The sequence below is a fragment of the Rhizobacter sp. P1_G5 genome, assembly GCF_056405435.1.
In genome coordinates, this window is sequence record NZ_JBFUCB010000519.1 from 1 (window position 1) to 4,389 (window position 4,389).

Here is a 4,389-nt window from a genome sequence, read left to right on the forward strand (position 1 = left end):
CTGCGCCAGCTGGTGGCGGCGGGCCTCGGCTGCACGCTGATGCCGGCACTCGCGGTGCGCTGCCTCGCGAGCGAACGCGGCCAGGACGGTTCGGGCCTCGTCGTGCGGCCGCTCGCGCAGGGGCAGTCGCGCCGCATCGGCATGGTGTGGCGCGCCGGGCATGCGAAGTCGGATGACCTGCAACTGCTTGGCGCGACGCTGCGCGAGGCCTTGCCGGAGGGCGTTCGATTCACGTCCTGAATCGGCGGCACTGAATCTTTCAACTTCCGGCGGGTGACCCGTCTTCCTAAGCTCCGCGCACCAGAACCTGAACGTGGAGCACACGATGACGAACACCTCCTTTCGTTGGACCCTCGCGGCGGCGCTGCTGCTGGCCGGTACCGCCGCACAAGCGCAGACCCTCACACGCGACAACGGCGCACCGGTCGGCGACAACCAGAACTCGCAGACCGCCGGCCCCGGCGGGCCGGTGCTGCTGCAGGACGTGCAGCTGATCCAGAAGCTGCAGCGCTTCGACCGCGAGCGCATCCCCGAGCGCGTGGTGCATGCGCGCGGCACCGGGGCGCATGGCGAGTTCGTCGCGAGCGCCGATCTCTCGGCCGTCACCCGCATGAAGATCTTCACCGCCGGCACGCGCACGCCGGTGTTCGTGCGCTTCTCGACGGTGATCCACGGCAACCACTCGCCCGAGACGCTGCGCGACCCGCGCGGCTTCGCGACCAAGTTCTACGGCAGCGAAGGCAACTGGGACCTGGTGGGCAACAACCTGCCGGTGTTCTTCATCCGGGATGCGATCAAGTTCCCGGACATGGTGCACAGCCTGAAGCCGAGCCCCGACACCAACGTGCAGGACCCGAACCGCTTCTTCGACTTCTTCTCGCAGCAGCCCGAATCGACGCACATGCTGACGCGGCTGTACTCCGACCTCGGCACGCCGGCCAGCTACCGGAACATGGACGGCAACAGCGTGCACGCCTACAAGTTCGTCAATGCGCAGGGCCAGTACACCTACGTGAAGTTCCACTGGAAGACGCTGCAGGGCGAGAAGAACCTGAGCGGCGCCGAGGCCGCGGCGCTGCAGGGGCGCAACTTCAACCATGCGAGCGAGGACCTGATCAACGCGATCACCAGCGGCAACTTTCCGAAGTGGGACCTGTACGTGCAGTTGCTGAAGCCCGAGCAGCTGGACGGCTTCGACTTCAACGCGCTGGACGCGACCAAGGTGTGGACCGGCGTGCCGGAGACCAAGGTCGGCACGATGACACTGAACCGCAACCCGGCCAACATCTTCCAGGAGACCGAGCAGAGCGCGTTCGCGCCGGGCAACCTGGTGCCGGGCATCGAGGCCTCGGAAGACCGGCTGCTGCAGGGGCGGCTGTTCAGCTACAACGACACGCAGTTCCACCGCGTGGGTACCAACGTGCAGCAGTTGCCGATCAATGCGCCGAAGGCGGCGGTGGCGAGCAACAACCAGGACGGCGACGCGAATGCCGGCGCGCGCAGCGGGCTCGTCAACTACGAGCCGTCGCGGCTGCGGCCGCTGCCGGCCGACGCGGCGTACAAGTCGAGCAGCCTGCCGCTGGCCGGTGGCACGCAGCAGGCGCGCATCGCGAAGACGCTGAACTTCCGGCAAGCCGGCGAGTTCTGGCGCTCGCTGTCGAAGAAGGAGCAATCGAGCCTGATCGCCAACCTGGCCGGCGACCTGGGCCGGGTCGACAACGATGCGGTGAAGTACGCGATGCTGTCGCACTTCTACAAGGCGGACAGCGGCTACGGCAGCGAGATCGCAAAGGCGGTGAAGGCGGACGTGGGGCGGGTGCAGCAGGCGGCGGCCGCGCTGCAGGACTGACCGGGTTCGCCCCACCGGCGCCGGCTTCGCAAACCGGCGCAGGGCGGACGCGTCGTTCCCGGATGCTGCTTCGGTGCGCCAACGGTGGCGCCCGAGCACAAGGAACGACGATGAACGACGCGGTGGTGATCGGTGGCGGCCCGGCCGGTGCGGCCTGCGCCTTGTGGCTGCACCAGCTGGGGATGGACGTGCTGCTGCTGGAGGCGGGCTCCGCGGTCGGCGGGCTGCAGCTGAACAGCCCGTACACGAACCGCTGGATTCCCGGGCTGCAGGGCCGGACGGGCCAGCAGGTGGCCGCGCAGCTGCAGGATCACCTGGAGTCGGCGAACGTGCCGCACAACCTCGGCTTCTGGGTCACCGGCATCCGCCAGCGCCCGAGCGGCCTGGGCTGGGAGGTGTCGGGGCGCAGCGGGGTCCATCGGGCGCGCAACGTCGTCATCGCCACCGGATCGAAGCCGCGCCGCGGTGGCTTCGTGCCGTCGGACACGGTGGGCATCGGGCCCGGCGTGGCGATGGAGCGGATCGCCGTGGCCGGCAAGCGCGTGGCGATCCTCGGCGGCGGTGACAACGCCYTCGACCAGGCCGGCTTTGCGCAGCGGCGTGGCGCGGCCAGCGTCGAGATCTTCTGCCGGCGCCCGCCGCGTGCCCAGGCGCTGCTGCTGAAACAGGTGGCGCCCGAGTGCGTGCACGTCGGACCGTTCGAGGCGGATCAGTCGGCGATGACGGTCGACAGCCAAGCGTTCGACGTGATCGGCGTTCAGTATGGCTTCGAGGCCAGTATTCCGGCGGGGCTGAGGCTTGCGCTGGACGACGGCTGCATCGAGGTCGATCGCCACGGGGCGGTGCCAGGGTTGCCCGGCCTGTATGCCGCGGGCGAGGTGACGAATTTTCTGCACCCCTGCGTCACGACCGCCTATGCCCACGGCGTGCAGGTGGCGAAGTCGATCCAGAACGCGTCAGCGCTCGAGCGGTGGATTCAGCCGCGTGTCGATCGCCAGCCGGGGTTGCGAGTGCTGGCGGCGGCCTGAGGGGCGTTGCCGTTCGWGATCAGTTGTAGACGCCGCGTTCGATACGCTCGAGGAATTCGGTGACGAGTTGGGTGCCTTGCGAGGTGCGCAGCAACTCGACCGGGCGGGCGCCGTCCAGCCCCATCACGGGTGACGACATCCAGCGCTGCGCCGCCTCTAGCCCGCCAAACAGCTCGGCGGCCTTGACCAGCGTTTCGGCGGACAGCCGGGTATTGCTGACTTGACACGCGATCAGCAGCTCCGAGTAGGCAATAGCTCCCATGGTGTCCTCTGGTGTGTTCAATTCACAGTAGATGCGCAGCACCCGGCCCAGCACGTCGCATTCAGCGTGCGTTTGCCCCACGTCGGCACTGCCTRCGCTCCACCTGGCCCAAGTCGCCRTACTCGGTGTCGGTCGCGATCAGCCGGTTCGTGCCGCCGGGCTGCCTCGCACCGTCGAAGGCCTCGCTCACCTGCCTAAGTGTGCGCATCGCTCGGTGACCGGGCTGCTTTGCCGCAGGAAGCTACAACCTCACGAGGGGCCCGATCCTGTCCCTCGAGAACAGCCTCGTACTCTCGTCCGTCGCTGGCTCGTATCCACAGAAATAGTCGGCGACATCTGCGCCTCTCGCAAGCAGGTCAGCACCAACCAAAAGCTTCTTGGACGCCTCTTGTCTATCCGTGGGATCGATGTCGGCGCTACCGAATATGACAGCCACCTCGCTCGATCCTTCGGAGCGAAGGATTCTGATCAGCGGGGCACTGATCCGAACATCACCAACTCTCACAGAGGCAGCCCGTATAAAGATGGACGCCGACACAGAGCCATCCTTCAGCAACTCTTTCAATCCTTGGTCAAGCTGTTTCGGATCGAGAAGGCCCAACTCACTGTGGGAAAGCTCCATTGGGGAGGCCTCCTGAAGCAAGCCATACACCAGCCCATCAACGGAGCCATCGGGAACAGCGTCGAAGATCAATTCAATGAGTCCGTCCATGATCAGTCCAAGAATCCCTTGAATGAGCCATCCAGGTTGAGTCGAACCCCCCGCCCGTCTGACAGTCGTTTCTCCAGGAACGTGAGGCCATTGTCGTAAGTCTGCTTTATGAACTGTCCAGGACCACGGATGACTTCACGAAGTTGTGTCATCCCCTGCTCATTCCAGGTTTTCATAGAGCCAGTCATAGTGCCCCACGTCTCCGGATTTCGGCCGGCATGTTTGGAAAGTGCATGACCAACGATCGTGCTGCCCTTGTAGGCGTCTTGCGCTGAGGACAACGCGACCTTGGTCTCGGATATCGACAGTCCCCATTTCAGCCCCCTTGCCGCACCTGCTCCCCCAGTGCTCGGCCCCGGCGCAGCTCCCGCGACCATACCACTGCCCATTGCTGCGCTTGCCATCGGAGCCAAGGGCGCCAAGTCATAGCGTCCCTGCCGCCCCTGCGCATCCATGATGGCGATGCCCATGCGAATGATGTTCGGTGCGGAGCTGGGATCGCCTTCCTTGATGGCACGGTAGCGGTCGAACAACGCAC

At 66.0% G+C, this 4,389-nt stretch carries 6 protein-coding genes; 3 read left to right on the plus strand and 3 right to left on the minus strand.

The features are described 5' to 3' along the window. The 3 genes from AC1D12_RS25935 to AC1D12_RS25945 form a co-directional block, all read left to right on the plus strand. The coding region (locus tag AC1D12_RS25935; RefSeq protein ID WP_477843815.1) for a LysR substrate-binding domain-containing protein at positions 1–240 on the plus strand (240 nt) is incomplete at its 5' end. 85 nt (positions 241–325) lie between these two features. After that, on the plus strand, positions 326–1,849 hold the full coding sequence (locus tag AC1D12_RS25940) for a catalase (RefSeq protein WP_477827469.1): 1,524 nt from the start codon (positions 326–328) through the stop codon (positions 1,847–1,849). A gap of 110 nt (positions 1,850–1,959) precedes the next feature. Then, a complete protein-coding gene (locus AC1D12_RS25945; RefSeq protein WP_477843817.1) occupies positions 1,960–2,877 on the plus strand; it encodes an NAD(P)/FAD-dependent oxidoreductase in 918 nt (305 codons plus the stop codon). 19 nt (positions 2,878–2,896) lie between these two features. Here AC1D12_RS25945 and AC1D12_RS25950 read toward each other — a convergent pair whose 3' ends face one another. The 3 genes from AC1D12_RS25950 to AC1D12_RS25960 all read right to left on the minus strand — a co-directional run. Beyond that, complete coding sequence (locus AC1D12_RS25950) at positions 2,897–3,181, minus strand: antitoxin Xre/MbcA/ParS toxin-binding domain-containing protein (RefSeq protein WP_477843819.1); 285 nt, start codon at positions 3,179–3,181, stop codon at positions 2,897–2,899. A 199-nt stretch (positions 3,182–3,380) separates the two neighbouring features. Next, on the minus strand, positions 3,381–3,851 hold the full coding sequence (locus tag AC1D12_RS25955) for a hypothetical protein (protein ID WP_477829218.1): 471 nt from the start codon (positions 3,849–3,851) through the stop codon (positions 3,381–3,383). A gap of 2 nt (positions 3,852–3,853) precedes the next feature. Continuing rightward, a partial coding sequence (locus AC1D12_RS25960; RefSeq protein WP_477843821.1) for a tRNase toxin domain-containing protein occupies positions 3,854–4,389 on the minus strand: 536 nt, incomplete at its 5' end.